Source organism: Paenibacillus sp. M-152, from assembly GCF_003856555.1.
GTDB lineage: Bacteria > Bacillota > Bacilli > Paenibacillales > Paenibacillaceae > Paenibacillus > Paenibacillus polymyxa_C.
The window spans coordinates 5,671,333-5,689,578 of sequence record NZ_CP034141.1 but is presented as its reverse complement, the minus strand read 5'-3'; the positions used below and the strand labels follow the sequence as shown (position 1 = coordinate 5,689,578).

Here is an 18,246-nt window from a genome sequence, read left to right as displayed (position 1 = left end):
TTCTAAGAACAATAAAGTGAAGTTGTAATCGGGAAGGAACATTGGCAAATGAAAAAGGTTCTGTTCATTAATACCGGAGGGACAATTTCCTCCTCCTATCAGGAAAACGGTCTGACTCCAACCCAATCGGCTGAAAATATTTTGGCTGAAATTCCGGAGCTTCAGGAAATTTGCGAGATTGATGCCTGCAATCTGATGAGCATTGATAGCACCAATACACAACCAGAGGATTGGGCTTCCATCGCTCGGATGGTACATCGTTCGCTCGATCAATACGACGGTATTGTTATTGCCCATGGCACGGATACGATGGCTTACACAGCTTCAGCCCTGAGCTTCATGTTGGGCACTGTAGACAAACCCGTCGTTGTGACAGGTTCGCAGGTATCCATATTGGCGGAGCACAGTGATTCCAAAAAAAATGTAATTGACTCATTCCTGACCGCATGTGGCGAGGTGGCAGGGGTTTTTGTCGTGTTTAATGGCAAAATTATCAACGGTAGTCGCAGCTCGAAAATCAGAACACGCAGCTATAACGCTTTTGAGAGTATTAACTATCCGTACATAGGTCTCGTGGAGAACGGCAAGGTGGTCTATACGGAGGGTATATTTGCAAATCGTGATACCGTTCGTCACCCATACAATGACGGGTATGCTGCTGAAGTATTTCTGCTCAGGCTGATTCCAGGTACGAATCCCGCGATTTTTGATGCTATTCGGAGTTTGGGCTATAAAGGTATCGTCATTGAGGGCTTTGGTATGGGGGGCGTGCCTTTTAAAGAAAGAAGCCTCATTAGCAAAATTGAGGAGCTGATGAAGGACGGTATGAGTATTGTCGTCACAACTCAATGTCCTTATGAGGGCGGGGACCTGACGATCTATGAGGTAGGTCAGAAGGTACTGGAGAAGGGTGTTATTCCGGGCTATGACATGACAACGGAAGCGCTGGTGACGAAAATGATGTGGGCGTTGGGACAGACGACAGACCCGGCCGGGGTAGCCAAGATTATGGCAACGAACTACGCGGACGAAGTGTCCTTGCCTGCGGATACAGCTTCCTGATAGGAAGCTGATTTCCGTAGGTGCCAGCTACATACCGGCTAACGCCGAGCCTGTTCCAGCCTGTTTTTAATCTCAATGGCCATTTCCAGTGCTTGTACGGCCGACTCCAGGGGAATGAGGCATTCCGCATGTCCGCCAAAGCATTCAAGTGCATGATCCCAACTTTTTTCGTATGGATTGGCAGACTCGAGATTGATTTTTTGCTGTCCTGATGCGGTATACTCAAATAATGCGGTGGGTATAGGATCGTTTTCGTCACTCTCATGAAATACCAGTTTGGCTTTTTCAAAATAAGCCTCATAGGCTACCGTGAAAGGATAGCTTTTCGGCATATGGGAAGAAGCGATGACTTCTGTGAAGGCATCCCGATGCTGATAGTAAGCCCGAACCTGTGCCTGTTCGGGATGGACTACCTCTGTGCCCCACACTGTATATGGATCACAGGGACCCCATAGCCAGGTGAATAAATCCAGTTCATGAATCATGAACTGCGTAGGGATGGAGCTTAGTCCAAGGTCTCCCCACAAGGGAGGGGTTTCTCTTTTCAAGGACAAGGAAATGAGTTTTCCGTATTTTTGTTGGCGATAAGCCTCGTACAGATAGGTATAGGCAGGATCAAACTTAATGAACTGGTTGACCAGAATTTTTTTGCCATATTGCTTCTCAGCTTGTTGCATAAGAAGAGCGTCTTCGAGATGAAAGCAAACCGGTGTTTCACAAAATACATGCTTCCCGTGCTTTAGCGCATCAATGGCATGTGACCTATGCAGGTGGGAGGGCAGGCATAGATCGACGATATCCACGTCCGGATCCAGCAGAATATCCTCTATATTTTGTGTGACTTCTACGTTTAGCTCCTCTTTCAATTTTTGCAGCTTGGTTTCGTTCCTTCCAAATACAATGAGTCTGTTTACCTTGGGATGGTTGTTTAACAGTGAGGCGTGATACGCGCCGAATCCCGTCCCCAAAATTCCAATATTCATCATCCATTACACCCCTTTACTTCTATGATACACACCTATTGTTGCCAACAGGGTGTCAACAATCTTTGCATCATCTTTTCATTTCGGGTTAACCATCTATTGTGGAGGTATGATTGTGAGACTGCATCGTTTAATCGCGATTTTATTATGTATCGAATCTAGAGGGAGAATGAAGGCCAGGGAATTGGCGTTGGCATTGGAAACCTCTGTACGCTCCATTTACAGGGATATCGACCTTCTGGCTGAAGCCGGAGTTCCGATTGTTACCGCATCCGGCCCGAAGGGCGGAATTTATTTAATGGACGGTTATACAGCGAATCTGAAACAGTTGAATGGCGGGGATGTCATTCAGTTGTATTTAACGGGGATGGGCATTTATACGGGCGGGTCCACAGAATCGGGTTTGAAGTTAAAGAATACTTTGCTCAAACTGGAACAGACGATGCCGGCCCCATATCAGTCCGATATTCAAAAAGCCAAAGCGCGGTTTTATTTTGATGATACACCGTGGTGGACGGAACGTGTAGCGATTCCTTGCCTGGAAGCCGTGAGAGCGGCAGTGTGGGGGTCCTATAAAGTAACTATTCAGTATGAGAAAGCTGACGGCTCTTGTTCTTCTCGCGATGTACATCCCTATGGACTTGTGGTGAAAAAGGGAGATTGGTATCTTATTGCCTTTTGTGAAGTCGGGCAGGAGGTTCGGACCTTTAAGTGTGAGCGAATTATGGAGATTCAGCCGTCTGCCGAAGTCTTCGAGGTTCCTAGAGATTTCTCGCTGGAACATTATTGGATGAGGCAAGAAAGCGCGTTTAAGCAGCTTTGTAGAGAGAAAGAATACTATCCTGTTCTGATCCGAACGACTAAGAAGCAAGCTGGAATATTAGCGAAAAGGATGGAAATCATTCAGTCTGTGCAGGAGGGCAGTCACTTCATTGTAACCGTTAACATGTATAGCTATGAAGCGGCTTGCCGCGATGCGATGGATTGGATCGGCCGGGTTGAAATCGTGGAGCCTGCAATACTCCGACAGTTTGTGAAGGAGGAAATTAGCCGACTCCAGAGGATCTACGGTTAAATCATCAAAAAAACATCTGCCGATAGCAGATGCTTTTGCTTGTTAAGTCCAGGCCCAGAGGAATGCATCACGATCCCAGGCGATTCGGCCACCATGTAGCTTGCGAAATGCCTTTTTGATTTCTTTTTCCAAAGAGACATGACCATGTTCGCTTATAAACACATACTGCTCTCCATATTCAGAGCGTACATATGCAATGGCATCTTCTTGTTTCAAAGTGCCCACTTCACGGATCTGCGCGACCATCCATTGTGCAATTTGTTGTTCTATAGTTGGGGTGTTGTCCATTTGTCGTATCCTTTCCTGCGACCGATTGGGTGTAGCTGTTCAGCTCGCCTCCTGTAGTATACGGCAATTCGGAGAATTATTGAATTTTTTGATATAAATGTACTTATGCAGTTGGCTAAGTGGGCTTTCTTTTGTATAATTAAGGGAATATTCACGGGAATTTTCTTTTTTTGTATTGAAATCATGCAAGTTATCCCTGGGGGTGCCTGATTTGAAGGAAACAACCACTATTCGCGCAGAGCTGGAGCAGTACATCAGACGAGAAGGAATTACGATTAGTAAGTTTGGGGAGAAGACAGGTATTAATGCAGGTACGATCAGTGCCATAATCAACGGTAACCGGCCAATTGCGATGCTGTTGCTGGATCGGATTGCTGCAGGCATGGGGCTTGAAGAAGGGAGCCTCTATGAGCTATACATTGATGAATTTATACGGAATACGGCACCGAATTGGCGACGGGTTCGTCCCTTTTTGCATCGCTGTGCAGAGCTGAATAAATTGGATTGTATTAAGCAAGTCGTGGAGTTTATGATGGACTATCTCATATACGCCCCGGCTTTATTTGAGACAGCGGAGGAATTGTTCAGCGAAGGTAGGTTTGAGGCTGCGGCCATTATTTATAAGAATGTCGCGGAAAGTGAGAAGTATCAACATTCGGAGCGGCTGGCGCTCTGCCAATACCGTTTATTTACGATTACCGTTGGCGATGATCAGGATGAGAATTTATGGGCAGCTACACATTTTGAAAGCTTTGTGGAGCGATTGGGCGAAGCAGACCAATTAGATGCCTTAAGAGACTTGGCTAATACGTATGCTTCCTTGCGGCGTTGGGATAAAGTAGAATGGTTTGCTGAAAAAATGGCTCAAAAAGCCAAAGTACAATACGAGCAAAAATACGGAAATACCAGAAAATCAGAGCGTGGCAGGGAACCTAAGGGTCCTTTATTTATGTATATTGTATACTCTTATGTGCTGCGTGCCGGGGTGTGGGATGAGCGCGGGGATTATCAGAAAGCGCTGGAATATGTATCCCTGTATTCGGATTTGAGCTGGGTGCAAGAGGATACGGAAGAAGCTCGGCGTCTGAAGGCTCTTTGTAGCAACTGGGCTGAGGCCAACGGGTATTTGTATCAGTTGATGTCCGGCAGCTTGGATGTAATTCCACAGTATGTAGATTATTTGGAAAAAAATGAGGGCGAAATTCTGGTTGGGTTACATAAGATAATGGTAGCGGCCAACCGTTATGATTTTAATGTAGATCATGTACTGCAGCACTTTGAAAAACAAATTGAGGCATTTGCAGATCAGCATGCCAAGGTAGGCACCTATACCGAGCAAATGTCAGCATCTCTCTATGCACGATTTTTGGCAGAGATGGCTTGTTACGATCTCAACAAACATCGTTATTCCAAAGGTATGAAATTCCTGCTCGAGAGCCTTTCCTATTCCGTCGTGCTGAATGGTAATCCTGTCACCATCAAATGTGTAGGACTATTTGAAAAGTATCGGCATACTGCCACTTCTGAGGACAAAGAGGAGTATAAAAACTTACTTGGAGAGGTAGAGTACATTGGAGAGGTAGAGTACATCCATGATAAAAAAGATCGTTTTTTCTCTGCTCGCATTTAATGTTTTTATCCTATTGCATTTTCCACCCGTCACCCCTCCTATAGAAGACCCTAGCGATGTCCACAGTCATGGGCTGGGGGGATGGGCATTGTCATCTCCTGAACCATCCGCATAGAGGGTCTCGATAACATTAAAAAAGGTATTCTCTTATGAAGAAGAGGATACCTTTTTTATTTGGAAGTGCATTTGAAGGAGCGTCCTTGCCGTCAAGTGAGAGGAGTTGGGAGCTGGGCAGGCGGAAACCATACATGACGCAGATCCACCCAGCCCTGGCTGTTAAAGGATACGCCGCGTACAGTAGGAAGATATGCCGTTTGAACGGGCTTTTCATATAAGATATGCAGCTGGTGCTCATCCATGAGCCGAGTTTCGATATGTTCAAATTGCTGCGCTCTGACGGTATGATCAGCTTCCCGTGCAATTTCGCGCAGCAGTCTTTCGATATCCACGCGGCTATGCGGCTCCACATGTCCGGATACATTAAGATACAGATCAAACAGGCGCAATTGCTCATCACGGTCACGAAACAGAGAAAAGATGATTAAGTCTGACTCCATACGAATCGATGAACTTTTAAATTCATTCATGGATGCGGCCACGATGTTACAGGTATATCCACAGGATTCGAGCTGGGCCGCGACCCGTTCTGCATCCGCTCTATACTCAGGAATGGTGGCAATTTGCAACGCCGCCAGTGGTTCACATGAATCGTTAGCGTTAGATGAATCCACTGCTGAAGGAAGGGGGCGATGATCCAGACATGCTACAATCCGAGCACGTATTTCCGGGTTGCGCAGCGGTCCGTCCTTGTGTGTGTTACATGTGATAAATTTGCGCACCGAAGCTGCCGAGTGAATCTGGCTCCATGCGGTATCCGTGTCTCTTGCCAGGATAGGATTATGAATAATGTGAAAAGAGGAAGCGGTGTCTTCCATATCCGACGATTCCAGCTTAGTTGCCCACGGGAGTTGGACGATTTCCACCCGATCTAGATGAGCACGACCTTGAAAATAAGGTGCAAAAGCCTCAAGTAGGCACAGGCTTTCGTTCATTTCCGTGACCTTGAAGGCCCCTGTACCGATAGGACGGACGCCAAATGCGGCTTCACCCACCTGATTAAGCTCACGCGGTACAATTGCAGCCCGGCTGGTACACAGGAAGGATAGAAATAGCTCGTTCGGCTCCTTTAGTACAAAGCGTACCATCGTCGGACTCAACGCCTGAACGTGCTGAATTTGCCGGACGATAAAATGGTAAAGTCTCCTTCCCGGCGCCCGGTTCAGTCGCTCAAAGGTATAAACGACGTCTTCTGCGGTCAGTATTTTGCCGTTATGAAACAGCACTTCTTTACGCAGGAAAAAAGTCCACTGCGTACGAGTAGTGTCCACTTCCCAAGCGTGCGCCAGTCCGGGCAAAATCTCGCCGCTCTCGTTCGCCCGGCGGGCCAGCCCGTCAAAAACATGGCTGGATACGAAGGACTCGGCGAGCCAGTTCAAGTACAACGGGTCCAGCGTATAGAGCTGCTGGCGAATAGGCAGACGCAGCGTGTCGATCTGCTGCTGATCACTGCGCACCTCTGCGTGATGCCCGAAATAATTCAGCAGCCAGCCTTGTAAATGCTCCTGCATGGTGGAGGAGCGTGAATGAGCTCGGATTTCATCCAGTGCGCGTTTGATATCATGGCGGTCTATGGCTTGCATCATGGATTGCACGGCAATGTCTTCCGGCTGAATGAGGAAGCGTAGACTGGAACGGCGGCCTCTGCCTCGGCGGGGAGTCCATTGTATCCAGTCGTGCTGCTCCATTTTCTGAATGATCATCAAGGCGTTGCGGTGGGTGCAGTCAAAAATAGCCGCCAGCTCATCCAGTGTAGTCTCTATGGTATAGTTCTCGTCCCTGTCGTCAGCTGCGTGGGAGTGAAGCCGTAAAAATTGGGCGTGAAGTTTCATTCAGGAATGCTCCGTTTCCCCTATGCTTGAGTAAAAGCGTAACTGCTTTTATAAAATAGGAAATTTTATTTCAATTAATTTCTCTTTATCTTCTTATTTTATCATCTACAATAAGGGTTATAAAGCATAGTTGTGGAGGTATTTACCATGCATGACAAGATGAGTGGATCGTCTTTGCCGAAAGCGTCGTTGTTGTCCGCCTTTGCTGGCGCCATTGTGTTGGCGCTGGTTCATCAATATCTGTTCTTCGGACATGGGCTGGGCGTGTCTATGCCTATTTTTGTTATTGTATTTTACGTGTATATGTATTCCTTTAATCGAGATCGTTGCCAGCCCCTTTCATGGATAGGACGTCTGCTGTTCGTGGTCATTATGATGCTGGCACTGACATATGTGCTGTTCGATAACCCGATCTTCTATGTGTTAAATGCCCTGGCTATAGCTGCTCTGATTAGCGTGCATATGGTGTTGCTGTTCGGGGAAAAAAGGCATGGCTGGTCGGAAGTCGGTATTATCGGTCAGGCGCTAAGCCATTGGTTTTATCAAAATTTTCGCCATATCGTGACCCCGTTTCGGATGTTTAAGACGGCAGCCTTTCGGAATGTAAAGGATGAGCGTAAGCGTGTATTGGGTAAAGTGATAATCGGTCTACTTATTGCCTTGCCGTTGCTACTCATTATTATATCTCTGCTGGCTTCGGCAGACGGGATGTTCGAAGAGTTGTTATCAGGCATACCCGCATGGATTGGTACATTGACCTTTGGGAGTGGTTTGCCGCGGCTGATTTGGACCTGCTTTTTTACCTTCTGTTTTTTCTGTTACTTGTGGGGATTTGTACAGCCTGCTCCGCGGAATACGGAGAGAGAGGCTCAGCCAGCAGTAGCAGTACCTTACCACGAGCCGGTCGCGATCAAGTTTGATCCTGTCATTACCGCTACAGTGCTGATTGTCATGAATCTGGTGTATGTTGTGTTCGTCGTGCTGCAGTTCGGATATCTGTTTGGTGCATGGGAAGGGGCTTTGCCAGAAGGAACCTCGTATGCTGAATATGCGAGAAGAGGATTCGGGGAGCTGGTTATGGTAACAGGTATCAACTTTGTGCTGATGATCAGTGTATTGAAGTGGACTGAATTCGGCTCAGGTATAGTACAAACATTGAACAGCGGCCTGCTGTACATACTCGTTGGTTGTTCGGGTGTGATGCTGTACTCGGGATATACCCGGCTGGTCATGTACGAAGAAGCATACGGCTATACGTATATCCGCTATCTGGTACACGCATTTATGATTTTTCTAGGCCTGTTGCTGCTCGTTGCAGCTGTGCGCATTCATGTCCGCCAGCTTCCGCTGGCGAAATATTATATTGTACTCGCTCTAATCGCCTATGTCGTCGTGAACTATGTGGGCATTGATGTACGGATAGCTGAAAATAATCTCGAACGGTATCGTACAACATCGGTGATAGACAAGGAATATTTGAGTGAGCTGTCAGCGGACGCGATTCCACTGCTGATTGATTTTAGCCGTAAGGAACATGGAGCGCTGGATGAGTTTTTACAAACCCGCTTGATGAGCATGACGAGAGAAGAATCGAATTGGCCAGAATTCAATTGGGCTAAGTATCGAGCGCAACAGGAATTGCACGACTATATTTTGGAATGAGAGGTGTTTGGGAATGATCGGAACAGATACGACACAGGATATGGTATTGGAGCTACAGGATGAAATGTCACAGTATCAGTATCAATTTGGTGTAAGGCGGAATGATTTTCTCGTGGAGGCTATGTCCTACGGGATGAGTGAGGAGGAAGCCCGTGCTTATGCTATCCAGCGTATTGGCCCGGTCGTTCCCGTCACCTGCATCCCTACGTTGGCTCTAGGCAAAGTGAGACCGCTCAGTCCAATGTTGGCAGCGCGGTACCAATATGCAGGGGATTGGAAGGACATCCATGAGCATCTGCTCCTTCCTGATGAAGTGCTGCGAATCGCAGGTACACAGCATTTTCGCAGCTGGATCAGCGATATGCGAAATTACTGGGTAGAATCGGCGCCTTACCGATTCGGGGATGATCGTCTTTCGCTGCTGTCGGTTGCAAGCGAGAAAGAAGGTCACTTTTCCATGCTCGTCTGGAGGGAACCTGGTGAAGAGCCAGAGGTATGGACGTATGCTTCCCAGCATGAATACCGATTCAGTCATTTGCTCCACTGGTTCAAGTGGCTGAACGGGCGCAGTGAAGAATGAGAGGTACAGGTGATGAAAAAGAATCGTAATTGGATCGTGCTGTTTATTGGCATTGCTGTAATGGTGGGGGTTGCAGACTATTTTACACCCGCTAAGCCTGCGACTACTCCTGAGCTTATCGTTCCAACCGTAATCAGTGAAGAAAGTCTTCAACTAAGTGATGATTAATCAAGCAAAAGCCCTGGTTATCACTGTAAATGGAATCTGAATAGGAAATATAAAAAGAGTTCATTTTCTGTGGTATTGCGTTGTTAAAGTAAGCCGGAAATCACCCTAATAGTTGAGAGGGAATTGAAGCCAACATCAATTGAATGTGGAGCCATTCAGATGTTCAAGCGACTCCGTCATTTCCTCTACAACTTATATTCAGGGGGAATTTTCAATGGCTAGAAGTGCAAGCACATACGCATCTGTAATCGATGGCTTTAAGGTAGAAACGAACAAAAAGTATTCACCAGTAGGTGGAACAAAATGTAATATTTTCGCGCAAGATGTGATGGCTGCGATGTCGGCTTCCTTGCCAGGTGGCTTAGCCAATCAAATGGCTGATGCTTTACTGAATAAAAAGGCGCCAGGCTGGTCCTCTGTAACTTTTCAGGATGCTCAAAAAAGAGCAAATCTCGGGTACCCTACGATTGGGATCAAAAAAGCGGACGGACATGGTCATGTCGTAGTCGTCAGACCGAAGGGATCATCGATTACGATCTTGAAGGAAGTACAGATCGCTCAGGCGGGGACCAAAAATTACAACAGTAATACTATTAATTATTCTTGGGTGGCAGCTGATCTGCCTGGCGTAAAATTCTATACACACGACTAAGTGGTTTGAGATATTGGCAATCTAAACAACCCTGGAAGCAGATCCATTCGATCTGCCTCCAGGGTTGTTTTTTATTTTGAAACAGAATGTTTAGATACAATGAAGGCTTTGCCTGGCTTGATAAAAGCAACAGCATAACCATTAGAGAAGGAAGAAGATTCCGATCTGTATTCAAGCTTGGTCAGCAGTTGACCTTGGCGATTGATGTAACCGAATTTTCCGTCCGAAACGGATGAGTTTGCTTGTTTACCGACTAAAGCAATGCCTTCCTTGAATGGAGATGTAACGTCATATTTTTGTTGATATTTAATGACCAATGTTCCGGTTTTATCAATAAACCCAACTTCATTTTTCGCATTTTTCACACTGGCCAGACCCTCGCTAAAATCCTGTGCATCCGTAAATTTAAAGGGAATCACGACTTTTCCCTGTTTATTGATGAATCCCCATTTACCCTTGGCATTTTGTACTGGGGCCAATCCTTCCGAGAAGTCTCCGCCGGATTTGTATTGAGGTGGAATGACTTCTTTGCCTGCCGTATTGATATAACCGTATAGCCCCTTGCTATTTTGAACAATAGCCAAGCCATTCGAGAAACTACGGCTGTATTTATATTGATAAGGAATCGCTAGTTTACCGGAAGCATTCACAAAACCAACCTTCCCAGTGTTAGGGGCATAGGCAAGAGCCAGACCGTCTGTAAATACATATTCTGAATCCACATTTTCTTTAAAATGAGAAAGGATTTTTCCCGTTCGATCTATAATTGCATTTTCTTTGGTGTCTGCTATTGTGACCTTGGCTTTGCCTTCGGAAAAGACATTGGCTTCGGTATATTGGCAAGGAATAACCAGTGTCCCTTTGGTATTAATGTATCCATAGAGATTGGTTTTTGTATTTTTGACTACAGCTCGTTGCTCTTGAAAATCACCAATAGGTTTAAGCTCGGCGGGAAGAGAGAAGGCTTTTTGTCCTTTGGTATTGTAATACACAAGGTTTCCGGTAGATGTTTCAGCGGCCAATAAGCCATCATGGAAAGCACCATCGCTTGAAGGACGAGCAATGTTGTAATCTACAGCGGTTTTAGAGACTTCAATGGTTGTTGTACTGGATGCGGCCCAACCTGTTCCCATAACGGAGAGGCTAGTCACCAGAATCAATGCAGCTAATCCTAACTTTTTCAACATGCATAAGCTCCTTTGTGAGTTGATTTTAACTTCGGGCTTCAAAGAATTCTGCCCTCATACGTAAGGCCTTCCATAATATAGACGATAAAAATGTAGGAATGTTTCTTGATATTCAAATTTTTTCTAATTTTCAGTGTGTGAAAGCTCTAAACCTGACCTACATCTTTCGGATGCTCAACAGAGAGTTGCCGTTACGCATAAACTCATACGGGACCTTGGCCTCCGTCACCCGTAAGCCTTCTGCCTCCAGCTCAAGAATCAAACGATCTAGCAGATCGTAACGAGTGCCTGTTAAATCGGTCAGAGGAAAAATGCGGACTTCCTCTGAAGCCACTCGTAGCAGTTCGTGTACCGTATTTTTATGAAACTCATAGTCGAGTCGATCACTATACATAAACAGAAAATGGGCAGACAGCACGATATTAAACTCTGTTCATCCTCAAAGCGAAGCTCTGGTAGTACCGCAGCAACGTAGCGTTCTGGGTGCTTCCTCATATATCTGCGTGCAATCCTGAAGTGCTTGATGCCGCTGCTCGCTAAGCCCTCGCACATCTCTTATAGTGAGAATCGATTATTATTGAGAGATTTAAGATAATATCAGTTCATTTTTCAAAAAAAGAAGAAAATGTGTCATTTTAAAAAAAGTCTATACATATATGTTAAATGTATAGACAAATTCGAAAAGCGGATTTATAATTACGCTGTAAACGTTTTCTAGTAGTTATCATCCAATCAGACCTTGAAGGGAAGGAATAATCATGAAGAGAATTTTACTGGCGTGCAGCTCAGGTATGTCTACAAGTTTGCTGGTTACCAAGATGCAGGAATATGCTAAGTCCATTGGAGATGAGGCTGAAATTTGGGCAGTAGGTCAAGATCAGGCGGCAGAAGATATGGCTAAGGCTGACGCGGTATTGATTGGCCCGCAAATGAGTTTTCTTAAAGGACAACTGGAAAAGGAAGCATCTCAATATGGTATTCATGTAGAAGTGATCGACATGATGGCCTACGGAATGGTTGACGGTAAGAAAGCCTATGAACAGGCCGTAAAGCTGGTGGAACGCAAAAATGGATAAGATCAATATAGCTGAACTGACGGAAGAGCAAATTAGTTTCCAACTTATTCTTCACAGTGGAAGCGCTCGCAGTAAAGTAATTCAAGCGCTGACTGAATATCGAAATGAAAATGTAGAAGGTGCGGACGAACTGCTCAAAGAAGCCAAGCAAGATTTACGTGCTGCACATGATATCCATTTTCAAATGGTTAAGAAGGAAGCGGGAGGTACTCAAACTCCCTTCTCGCTCCTTCTGATGCATGCCGAGGATCATCTGATGTCCACGGTTACCATGAAGGATCTGGTTAAAGAACTACTGGAGCTGTTCAAATCCAGAAGTTTATAGCAGGACCTGTAAAATTGTGAATTTTGGGACATGAAATGCTTGCAACCCTATTGATGCAAGTCACTTCGCGGGGAGGAATAGGCTTTGTTTGAAAAATTAAGCCGGATACTGATACCTATTGCCGGTAAACTGAACAACAACCGCTATCTTACTGTACTGCGTGATGCATTTATGTTGTCATTTCCATTAACAGTTTTTGGCTCCATCATTGTCGTTATTATCAATCTGCCGTTTCTCAAAGGGTGGATGGGCGACGGTAATTATGCGACTTTTAACAGTCTGCTGAACATTGCGCCGAGTGCCACCCTGAACATCATGACCTTATTCGTAGTTGTCGGGATCGGCTATTATTTATCCCGAAGTTATAAGGTCGAGCCCATATTCGGCGGCATGATCGCGTTGGTCAGCTTTTTGATGCTCACCCCGTTTGTGCTGACACAAGAAAGCGGTGCCACGATTGCTGGTGTCATTCCGTTGGATCGAATTGGGGCCAAAGGCATGTTCCTTGGCATGATCGTTGCTTTTATAGCTGCTGAAATTTATCGAAGAGTGACACAGCGGAACATTGTTATTAAAATGCCTCCAGGCGTTCCGCCAGCTGTTGCCAAATCGTTTGCCGCTTTGCTTCCGGCGTGTATCACATTGGGCATATTTTTGATCATTAATGTTGTAGTTACACTGACTCTTCATAATAACCTGCATGATCTGATTTATCATGCTGTACAGGCACCTCTGGTGCATTTGGGCAGTGGTATTATACCTACATTAATTGCTATTTTCTTTGTTCAGCTTTTATGGTTCTTTGGGCTTCATGGTCAGATTATTATCAACTCAGTCATGGAACCGATCTGGAATACGCTGGCACTTGAAAACTACGAAGCGTACTCCAAAGGAGCAGAACTGCCGCATATTATCACCAAGCAGTTTGTGGATATTTATACCGTAGGTATCGGTGGTACAGGTATGACACTGGCAGTCGTGCTCACGATTCTGATCTTCCTAAAGAGCAAGCAATTGAAGCAGGTCAGTAAGTTGGCCATTGGACCAGGCCTATTCAATGTCAATGAACCCGTCATTTTCGGTTTGCCGATTGTGATGAATCCGCTTATTTTTGTCCCATGGGTCATTGCTCCAATGATCGTTACGCTGATTACTTACTTCGCGATGTCCACCGGGCTTGTACCACCGCCTAACGGAATACAGGTCCCTTGGACGATGCCGTTGTTCTTTAGTGGAATGATGGCTACGGGATCTCTAATGGGAGGCGTACTGCAGTTGTTTAATATGGCTGTCGTTTTTGTCATTTGGTTCCCATTCCTGAAATTTATTGATCGAATGAACGTCCGTAAAGAGCAGGAAGAGGAGATTAACCAAGCAGCCATTGCAGGTAAGGATCAAACTGTTGGAATGTAGTGTGAATGAGCCTGAACTAGCGGCTTATTCATTGCAAAAGAGAGAGGAGTAGAGCTGTGAATCATACCGAAATGAAAGATACAGAGCAGCAAGCCATTCAATACCGTTTTCCATCCGACTTCTGGTGGGGGTCATCAGCCTCGGCTACCCAGACAGAAGGAACCGTGGAGGGAGACGGCAAAGGACCGAACATCTGGGATTATTGGTTTGAACAGGAGCCAAACCGTTTTTATGACGGGGTGGGACCTGGCGATACATCCCGCTTCTATACTCGTTACAAAGAAGATATTGCACTCATGAAAGAGCTTGGCCATAACTCCTTCCGGTTCTCCATTTCCTGGTCACGCCTGTTTCCAGCAGGAAGAGGTGAATTGAACCAGAAGGCGGTTCAATTCTATAATGCCGTCATTGCAGAGTTGCATGAGGCGGGGATTGAGCCGTTTGTGAACCTGTATCATTTTGATTTGCCGATGGCTTTACAGGAAAAAGGAGGCTGGGTAAACCGGGAGACGGTCGAAGCTTACGTGGATTACACTAACACTTGCTTTGAGCTATTCGGGGATCGTGTAGCCAAATGGTTTACACATAACGAGCCGATTGTCCCGGTGGAAGGCGGCTATCTGTACGATTTCCACTATCCAAATGAAGTGGATTTCGGGAAAGCTGTACAGGTGGGATATCATACCCTGCTATCGAGCGCGAGTGCCATTAAGGCTTACAGAGAAGGCGGTTACAAGGGAAAAATTGGTATTATTTTGAACCTGACGCCAACTTATCCGCGTAGCCAGCACCCGGCAGACGTGCAGGCTGCTGAAATATGCGACGCGTTCTTTAACCGTTCCTTTTTAGACCCATCTGTGACGGGAGAATTTAATCCTTTGCTCGTGGAGTTGTTACGCCAAGAGGGATTCGTACCAAACATGGAAGACGGAGACCGGGAGATTATACGTCAAGGCACTGTGGACCTGCTGGGGATTAACTATTATCAGCCGCGCAGAGTCAAGGCTCGCGAAAGTCTTCCGAATCCAGATGCGCCTTTTGTGCCGGAACGATTCTTCGATTATTACGCCATGCCTGGTCGTAAGATGAATGAGATGCGAGGCTGGGAGATTTATGAGAAGGGCATTTACGACATTCTGACCAATGTCAGGGAGAATTATGGAAACATTGAATGCTTCATATCAGAAAACGGAATGGGTGTTCAAGGCGAGGAAAAATTCAGGGATGAGAACGGCATGATCCATGATGACTATCGCATTGATTTTATCCGTGAGCATCTCAAATGGGTCCAACGTGCCATCTCAGAAGGATCAAATGTAAAAGGTTATCACTTATGGACATTTATGGACAACTGGTCCTGGACGAACGCTTATAAAAATCGCTATGGCTTCGTATCTGTCGACCTTCAGAACGAAGGCAAAAGATCCGTTAAACAGAGTGGGCACTGGTTCAAGCAAGTGATCGAAAATAACGGATTCTAAGGTGGTGGGTGGTCCTCTGGACCACCTTTTTTTATCACCGAGCCAAGTTCCCCTGTATACTGCTGGTGAGAAAGTATATTGTTCGGTATACTTACTTATACCATAATACCTCGATGTCCCCGCCTGCAGAACCAAAAGAACCAGCGCTACCGATGTTTTTGGTAAAATGCTGACATAAAACAAATTTTAGTACAGGTGGTAGACAGATGAATAAATACCAACGGATTGCACAAGAGGTCAAGAAGCGTATTATAGATAAGACCTATAGCAGTGATGATCCGATCCCCGATGAAATTTCACTGGCCAGTGAGTTCCGGGTAAGTCGGATGACGATTAAGAGGGCATTGGATACATTGGTGTCGGAAGGGCTGTTGAATCGTAAAAGAGGACACGGAACCTTTATCGTCAAATCGGTCTACAATGGTCCGGTTAATGTCGTTGTGAATGAAATGCTGGGGCTGACCAACGTACTGCGCGGGAAAGAAATCAAAAGTAAAATCATAGCCTTTGACGTTCAATTTCCATCTGAAGAGGTAGCGGCGCATCTATTTATTGATGCCAATTCTCCTGTGTATCATGTAGTCCGTCTGCGTATTGTAGAAGGAGAGCCGTATGTGATAGAGCGCACATACATGCCTACCAAGCTGATCAGCGGTATTACCGAGCAGGTGTTGCACGGCTCAGTGTACAAACATATTAAGGAGGAGCTGGGCCTTAATATTGTCAGTTCACATCGTACCATCCGTGCGTCCAAGTCGACCGAGCTAGATTGGGAACATTTGGATTGTGGTGCGGATGATCCGGTTTTAGAAATTGAGCAGGTAGGTTATCTGGATACGGGTATACCGTTTGAATACTCATTCTCACGGCATCGGTATGATAAATTTGTGTTTACCACAGTAAATCGGATACGTTGAGCGAATGAGTACGAAACAGGTGGTAAAGCAAACATGGCAGAAGAAGCCTATCTAATATGGGATTCTCCTGCCTGTTCTTTTTTAATGAAGCAAGTTAATGACCAAGCAACCTGACTTCATGCACCGTTGGGGTGTACCAGTTGTTTGGATTATTAAATAACACCGCATTAACAAGATTGATGCGCACGTAACGGGCTTGGAAGTTAACTTTGTCACTGGTAAAGCCATATGTGGTATTGCTTGTGCGGTCAATGGTGGAATAATGAACACCATCCGTACTATATTCGATTTTATACTTGTAATATGCCTCAGATCCTTTGTACATAAACCATGAAATATCCACTTCGCTAATCGTCTTGGTACTGCCCAAATCGACCTGCCACCATGCAGGCCAGGATGCAGATGTAGCCTTCCATGAAGTTTGAGGGTTACCATCGTTCGCCAGTGAAGCCGGAGAAGCGGAGGCGGCTGAGCTGGCAGTTGCTGTTTTGCCTTGCGCGTGATTCACAAGAGAAGGCAGGATGACTGTGCCTGTGGCAGCATCCAAATCCCAACTACTGTACCAATTGAGGGTTGCCGTTTTATTAGCATCATTCAAGGTCAGTGGCAACCAAATAAATTTGTGATCGCTCAGATTGAGCGGGTTCCAGCGGTCGCCCATATAGATGTAGCTGGTTCCAGCGTTGCCTGTAATTGTGGCGATGGAGTGGATTTGTGAGCCATAAGCCGCCGGATCGCCGAAAGGCGACAAAGCAGACCAGCTTCCAGTCATGGAGCTGGCGGTTGCATAAGCACCCTGATTCGGATACCAGCCGGATGCCTGTGAGGTAAACAGGTAGTAGGTGTTGTTCTTTTTCACAACAGCGGGGGCTTCACGATAGCCATTTTCAAAAATCCAGCCAACGAACAACTGCACGCCTGTATAATCGGCCGTCAGCTTGAAGATCGCCATCGTATCGTTGGCGCCGCCGTTTTTACGGGAAGCTGTAATGAGGTAGCCGCTACCGTCAGTATCCGTAAATACCGTCATATCACGAGACTCATAATTCAGCGGGCGGAAGCTGCCTTGGTAAGTGAAATTCCCGTCGGGTGTATCGCTGGTGGCAACAGCTACGCGACCGAGTGAGTAGTCTGTGCCATTTTCATAATGTGCCCATAGTACATATTTTCCGGTGGATTTGTTGTAAATGACTTTGGGACGCTCAATTTTGCTCGAATTCAACTCAGGGGCGGAATCTTTGGTGAGAATACTACTGCGGAAGGACCAATTTTTCAAATCTGTTGAGGTGTATACGTTCACTTTTTCAAATTTCCAGTTCTCAGCATGCTCGCCGTACCAATAATAAGTGGAGCCTACTTTTAGGATATTGCCGCTGTTTGCCTGAATCGGGTTACCTGCGGTGTCTTTCCAATCTGTTCCGTTCGTAATGGCTGTGCTTGCTATTGCACTCAAGGACAGTTCTGTATTAGCGGCGTCTACACCTTTCAGCGATGGGTTCATCTCGCTCCCATAGGTTGCTTGCGTAACGCCTGTAGTATTGGCATGTACCGCATCAGGTTGAAGACCTGCACCGACCACTGCGAGTATAATACAAATCCATGCGGCTAACGATTTGCTGTTGCTGATCCACTTCACGATATCATCTGCCTCCTTTAACACGGATAGGATGGGCCAGAAGGGCTTGTCCGGCACCTCATCTTTGATTTTATCTTAATTGGAAGCGTTTACAAGTGGAATAAATTGAAGTCTTTAGAATGGTAAACTGCTGTTAGAAGAAAGAACAAATTTGATCATTAC

General features: G+C 45.9%; 18 protein-coding genes. 12 read left to right on the top strand and 6 right to left on the bottom strand.

Annotated features, from left to right (window positions below; translation table 11 throughout):
- Positions 1 to 48: 48 nt before the first annotated feature.
- Positions 49 to 1,062 (top strand): asparaginase, encoded by a 1,014-nt coding sequence (locus EGM68_RS24950; RefSeq protein WP_129550229.1) that lies wholly within the window; start codon positions 49 to 51, stop codon positions 1,060 to 1,062.
- Positions 1,063 to 1,100: 38 nt separating this feature from the next.
- On the opposite strand, the gene EGM68_RS24945 is transcribed toward EGM68_RS24950, so the two are convergent.
- The gene (locus EGM68_RS24945) at positions 1,101 to 2,048 is read right to left on the bottom strand and encodes a Gfo/Idh/MocA family protein (RefSeq protein WP_129550228.1); all 948 of its coding nucleotides are present in this window, start codon (positions 2,046 to 2,048) and stop codon (positions 1,101 to 1,103) included.
- A 112-nt stretch (positions 2,049 to 2,160) separates the two neighbouring features.
- Here EGM68_RS24945 and EGM68_RS24940 point away from each other — a divergent pair, with 112 nt between their 5' ends.
- The gene (locus EGM68_RS24940; protein WP_129550227.1) at positions 2,161 to 3,120 is read left to right on the top strand and encodes a helix-turn-helix transcriptional regulator; all 960 of its coding nucleotides are present in this window, start codon (positions 2,161 to 2,163) and stop codon (positions 3,118 to 3,120) included.
- Positions 3,121 to 3,162: 42 nt separating this feature from the next.
- On the opposite strand, the gene EGM68_RS24935 is transcribed toward EGM68_RS24940, so the two are convergent.
- Positions 3,163 to 3,408 (bottom strand): DUF6953 family protein, encoded by a 246-nt coding sequence (locus EGM68_RS24935; protein ID WP_013373729.1) that lies wholly within the window; start codon positions 3,406 to 3,408, stop codon positions 3,163 to 3,165.
- A 211-nt stretch (positions 3,409 to 3,619) separates the two neighbouring features.
- On the opposite strand from EGM68_RS24935, the gene EGM68_RS24930 reads away from it, so the two are divergent.
- The gene (locus EGM68_RS24930) at positions 3,620 to 5,038 is read left to right on the top strand and encodes a helix-turn-helix domain-containing protein (RefSeq protein ID WP_129550226.1); all 1,419 of its coding nucleotides are present in this window, start codon (positions 3,620 to 3,622) and stop codon (positions 5,036 to 5,038) included.
- A 206-nt stretch (positions 5,039 to 5,244) separates the two neighbouring features.
- Here the strand turns inward: EGM68_RS24930 and EGM68_RS24925 are convergent, their stop codons facing one another.
- Positions 5,245 to 6,987: an ABC transporter substrate-binding protein gene (locus tag EGM68_RS24925; RefSeq protein ID WP_129550225.1), complete on the bottom strand. Its 1,743-nt coding sequence runs from the start codon at positions 6,985 to 6,987 to the stop codon at positions 5,245 to 5,247.
- 147 nt (positions 6,988 to 7,134) lie between these two features.
- Between EGM68_RS24925 and EGM68_RS24920 the strand changes: the two genes are divergently transcribed.
- The 4 genes from EGM68_RS24920 to EGM68_RS24910 all read left to right on the top strand — a co-directional run bounded on the left by EGM68_RS24920 (position 7,135) and on the right by EGM68_RS24910 (position 10,049).
- Positions 7,135 to 8,649: a DUF4153 domain-containing protein gene (locus tag EGM68_RS24920; protein ID WP_064962777.1), complete on the top strand. Its 1,515-nt coding sequence runs from the start codon at positions 7,135 to 7,137 to the stop codon at positions 8,647 to 8,649.
- A gap of 13 nt (positions 8,650 to 8,662) precedes the next feature.
- Positions 8,663 to 9,229 carry a hypothetical protein gene (locus tag EGM68_RS24915; RefSeq protein WP_013373723.1) on the top strand — a complete coding sequence of 189 codons (567 nt, stop codon included), beginning with the start codon at positions 8,663 to 8,665 and terminating at the stop codon, positions 9,227 to 9,229.
- 12 nt (positions 9,230 to 9,241) lie between these two features.
- Positions 9,242 to 9,397 carry a hypothetical protein gene (locus EGM68_RS25860; RefSeq protein ID WP_165264084.1) on the top strand — a complete coding sequence of 52 codons (156 nt, stop codon included), beginning with the start codon at positions 9,242 to 9,244 and terminating at the stop codon, positions 9,395 to 9,397.
- A 214-nt stretch (positions 9,398 to 9,611) separates the two neighbouring features.
- Positions 9,612 to 10,049, top strand: a complete 438-nt coding sequence (locus EGM68_RS24910; RefSeq protein WP_040102563.1) for a hypothetical protein — start codon at positions 9,612 to 9,614, stop codon at positions 10,047 to 10,049.
- A gap of 71 nt (positions 10,050 to 10,120) precedes the next feature.
- On the opposite strand, the gene EGM68_RS24905 is transcribed toward EGM68_RS24910, so the two are convergent.
- Together EGM68_RS24905 and EGM68_RS24900 are read right to left on the bottom strand one after the other, a co-directional pair.
- On the bottom strand, positions 10,121 to 11,236 hold the full coding sequence (locus tag EGM68_RS24905; RefSeq protein ID WP_129550224.1) for a WG repeat-containing protein: 1,116 nt from the start codon (positions 11,234 to 11,236) through the stop codon (positions 10,121 to 10,123).
- A 157-nt stretch (positions 11,237 to 11,393) separates the two neighbouring features.
- On the bottom strand, positions 11,394 to 11,654 hold the full coding sequence (locus tag EGM68_RS24900) for a hypothetical protein (protein ID WP_225683705.1): 261 nt from the start codon (positions 11,652 to 11,654) through the stop codon (positions 11,394 to 11,396).
- A 340-nt stretch (positions 11,655 to 11,994) separates the two neighbouring features.
- On the opposite strand from EGM68_RS24900, the gene EGM68_RS24895 reads away from it, so the two are divergent.
- From EGM68_RS24895 to EGM68_RS24875, 5 genes are all read left to right on the top strand, one after another.
- Positions 11,995 to 12,312, top strand: coding sequence for a PTS sugar transporter subunit IIB (locus tag EGM68_RS24895; protein ID WP_040102565.1), 318 nt, complete (start codon positions 11,995 to 11,997; stop codon positions 12,310 to 12,312).
- Positions 12,305 to 12,637 (top strand): PTS sugar transporter subunit IIA, encoded by a 333-nt coding sequence (locus tag EGM68_RS24890; protein ID WP_013373717.1) that lies wholly within the window; start codon positions 12,305 to 12,307, stop codon positions 12,635 to 12,637. Before EGM68_RS24895 ends, EGM68_RS24890 begins: the two co-directional genes overlap by 8 nt.
- Positions 12,638 to 12,721: 84 nt before the next feature.
- Positions 12,722 to 14,050, top strand: a complete 1,329-nt coding sequence (gene celB, locus EGM68_RS24885) for a PTS cellobiose transporter subunit IIC (protein WP_040102566.1) — start codon at positions 12,722 to 12,724, stop codon at positions 14,048 to 14,050.
- Positions 14,051 to 14,121: 71 nt separating this feature from the next.
- The gene (locus tag EGM68_RS24880; protein ID WP_064962862.1) at positions 14,122 to 15,531 is read left to right on the top strand and encodes a glycoside hydrolase family 1 protein; all 1,410 of its coding nucleotides are present in this window, start codon (positions 14,122 to 14,124) and stop codon (positions 15,529 to 15,531) included.
- 206 nt (positions 15,532 to 15,737) lie between these two features.
- A complete protein-coding gene (locus EGM68_RS24875; protein ID WP_013373714.1) occupies positions 15,738 to 16,448 on the top strand; it encodes a GntR family transcriptional regulator in 711 nt (236 codons plus the stop codon).
- A 94-nt stretch (positions 16,449 to 16,542) separates the two neighbouring features.
- Here the strand turns inward: EGM68_RS24875 and EGM68_RS24870 are convergent, their stop codons facing one another.
- Entirely contained in the window at positions 16,543 to 18,084 is a 1,542-nt protein-coding gene (locus EGM68_RS24870; RefSeq protein ID WP_129550223.1) for a family 43 glycosylhydrolase, read from the bottom strand.
- Positions 18,085 to 18,246: the final 162 nt, after the last annotated feature.

Coding starts and splice junctions, on each gene's coding strand:
- EGM68_RS24950 (WP_129550229.1), top strand. CDS start 49: ATGAAAAAGGTTCTGTTCATTAATACCGGAGGGACAATTTCCTCCTCC.
- EGM68_RS24945 (WP_129550228.1), bottom strand. CDS start 2,048: ATGATGAATATTGGAATTTTGGGGACGGGATTCGGCGCGTATCACGCC.
- EGM68_RS24935 (WP_013373729.1), bottom strand. CDS start 3,408: ATGGACAACACCCCAACTATAGAACAACAAATTGCACAATGGATGGTC.
- EGM68_RS24925 (WP_129550225.1), bottom strand. CDS start 6,987: ATGAAACTTCACGCCCAATTTTTACGGCTTCACTCCCACGCAGCTGAC.
- EGM68_RS24920 (WP_064962777.1), top strand. CDS start 7,135: ATGCATGACAAGATGAGTGGATCGTCTTTGCCGAAAGCGTCGTTGTTG.
- EGM68_RS24915 (WP_013373723.1), top strand. CDS start 8,663: ATGATCGGAACAGATACGACACAGGATATGGTATTGGAGCTACAGGAT.
- EGM68_RS25860 (WP_165264084.1), top strand. CDS start 9,242: ATGAAAAAGAATCGTAATTGGATCGTGCTGTTTATTGGCATTGCTGTA.
- EGM68_RS24910 (WP_040102563.1), top strand. CDS start 9,612: ATGGCTAGAAGTGCAAGCACATACGCATCTGTAATCGATGGCTTTAAG.
- EGM68_RS24905 (WP_129550224.1), bottom strand. CDS start 11,236: ATGTTGAAAAAGTTAGGATTAGCTGCATTGATTCTGGTGACTAGCCTC.
- EGM68_RS24895 (WP_040102565.1), top strand. CDS start 11,995: ATGAAGAGAATTTTACTGGCGTGCAGCTCAGGTATGTCTACAAGTTTG.
- EGM68_RS24890 (WP_013373717.1), top strand. CDS start 12,305: ATGGATAAGATCAATATAGCTGAACTGACGGAAGAGCAAATTAGTTTC.
- EGM68_RS24880 (WP_064962862.1), top strand. CDS start 14,122: ATGAAAGATACAGAGCAGCAAGCCATTCAATACCGTTTTCCATCCGAC.
- EGM68_RS24875 (WP_013373714.1), top strand. CDS start 15,738: ATGAATAAATACCAACGGATTGCACAAGAGGTCAAGAAGCGTATTATA.